The sequence below is a fragment of the Neobacillus sp. NRS-1170 genome, from assembly GCF_050468025.1.
The window spans coordinates 1-2,113 of the sequence record NZ_JBITPF010000068.1 but is presented as its reverse complement, the minus strand read 5'-3'; the positions used below and the strand labels follow the sequence as shown (position 1 = coordinate 2,113).

The window sequence follows — 2,113 nt, the reverse complement described above, 5'->3', positions numbered from 1 at the left end:
TCAACAACTAAGTTTAACAGGGCCAAATTTATATGAGGCAAATAGTTGACAATGCTTATTTTGGTTTGCAAACTGAAAGTAGATTACTTAAGGGAAAATGGGTCAGGTGATAAAAATGAAAAAAAATTCTTCTCTAACAGAAACAAGTTTGGATAATGAAGCTCGTTTTTTTATTGATAATTTGAAAGAATATGATGAATACCGTTTACCTCAACGGGCCTATCACATTATCCGGCTGGCGATCCGTGATTTAATTCTTCCTCCTGGGAAAACTATATTGGAAAGAGAAATGGCTGAAGTGTTACAAATGAGCCGAACTCCGGTAAGGGAAGCGCTGGTGCGTTTGGAGACGGAGGGTGTGGTTCGTATAATTCCTAGACGAGGATTCATTGTAGAACCGATCGAAAGAGAGGATCTTAAACAAATTTATGAAATGGTAGAAACACTTGATGGACTTGCCGTAAGTCTTGCTGCTGTAAAGATTGGAGAAAAGGAGATTCAGGAGCTTGAAACCTTAATTGAGCAGCAGGAAGAAGCCCTTCTGCAAGAGAATTTAAAAAAGTGGGCGACTTTGGACGATCAATTTCATCATATTATTATTAAATTTGCGGGGAATAAACGACTTGATGCTGCCATAGATATTTACTCGGACCAATTATATCGTGCGAGATTATTTACTATTAATCAGCGTCCAGTCCTAAATCAATCCATCATTGAACATAAAGCTATCATTTCTTGTATGAAAACTAAAGATGGCGCCGCTGCCCGTTTGGTGATGCAGTCCCACAGAAACCGTGCCCAAAGAGAAATTTTAGTAGCCCTTGATAAGATATACGATATGGAGTCAGAGGAAAATCATTAATAAATGAAAGTATTCTTTATTAGGACTTAAATAAAATCTTTCATAATACTGTATATTATCCCAAGATTTTGATATACTTTATCCAAATATTTGAAGCATGAGGTACATATACGTGTCAAAATCCAAAATACAATTCTGGCTAATTCAAATTTTGCTTGTTTTGTCGATTATTTTCGTTTCAACCAAAATTTCATTTATGTTTAAGCCTATAGGGGTGTTTTTCTCGACCGTTTTCTTTCCAATTCTCATCACCGGGTTCCTTTATTTCCTTTTGAATCCGGTTGTGAATTTTCTGGAACGCAAAAAACTCCCTAGGGTAGCAGCCATTTTGGTCCTTTATGTTGTGTTTGCCGGAATTCTTGTATTGGCAGCAGGAAGCTTAGTCCCAGCTGTTTCAAAACAGGCAGCAGAGCTTGCAAATGATCTGCCGGGCTTTGCTCATAAGACTACTGATTATGTTAATAATGTAGTCAAGTCTTCAGAGTTTAAAAACTTTAGGGTTCAGCAGAGTGAAATGATTGATAATGTTCAGCAGCGGTTATTGGAGTATGCAAATACACTTCCAAACAAACTGACCAACATACTTGTCGGCTTTTTTGGCATCGTCACCAATATTGCGATTATTCTTGTAACGGTTCCATTCTTATTATTTTATATGTTTAAGGATGGTCAAAAATTTCCTAGAGCAGTATCAAAGTTCATTCCTTCCGATTACAGGGATGAGAGCTTAAAAATTTTAAAAGAAACAGGAGAGACACTATCCGCCTACATTCAAGGGCAGGTGGTGGTCGCACTGGCTGTCGGAACATTGGCCTTTATCGGATATTTAATCATCGGCTTACGCTATGCATTAATAATGGCACTGATTGTAGCCTTCACCAATATTATCCCGTATGTCGGGCCAATCATTGGCGGTGCGCCTGCGGTGCTGGTCGGTTTTTTTGATTCACCTACTAAAGCTTTATTGGTAATCGTCGTAATCCTGGTCGCTCAGCAAATTGAAGGGAACTTCCTTTCTCCGATGATTTTAGGAAAATCATTGGATACGCACCCAGCAACTATTATCATCATTCTATTAGCTGCGGGCAATCTAGCAGGAGTACTTGGAATGGTGTTGGCTGTCCCAACGTATGCCGTTTCAAAAACAATTGTTTTAAACGTAGTCCGATTTTTGAGAGCCAGGAAAGCGGCGAGAAATATAGTAGAAGGAACCTGAGTCATAAACACAGGTTCCTTTGTGCGCTTGGCAGC

The 2,113-nt window shown here is 38.9% G+C and carries 2 protein-coding genes; both read left to right on the top strand.

From position 1 onward, the window contains the following. The first annotated feature begins 115 nt into the window (after positions 1-115). The gene (locus tag ACIFOT_RS25290; protein ID WP_430069488.1) at positions 116-862 is read left to right on the top strand and encodes a GntR family transcriptional regulator; all 747 of its coding nucleotides are present in this window, start codon (positions 116-118) and stop codon (positions 860-862) included. Positions 863-974: 112 nt separating this feature from the next. Then, positions 975-2,078 carry an AI-2E family transporter gene (locus ACIFOT_RS25285; RefSeq protein ID WP_430069485.1) on the top strand — a complete coding sequence of 368 codons (1,104 nt, stop codon included), beginning with the start codon at positions 975-977 and terminating at the stop codon, positions 2,076-2,078. The last annotated feature ends 35 nt before the right edge of the window (positions 2,079-2,113 follow it).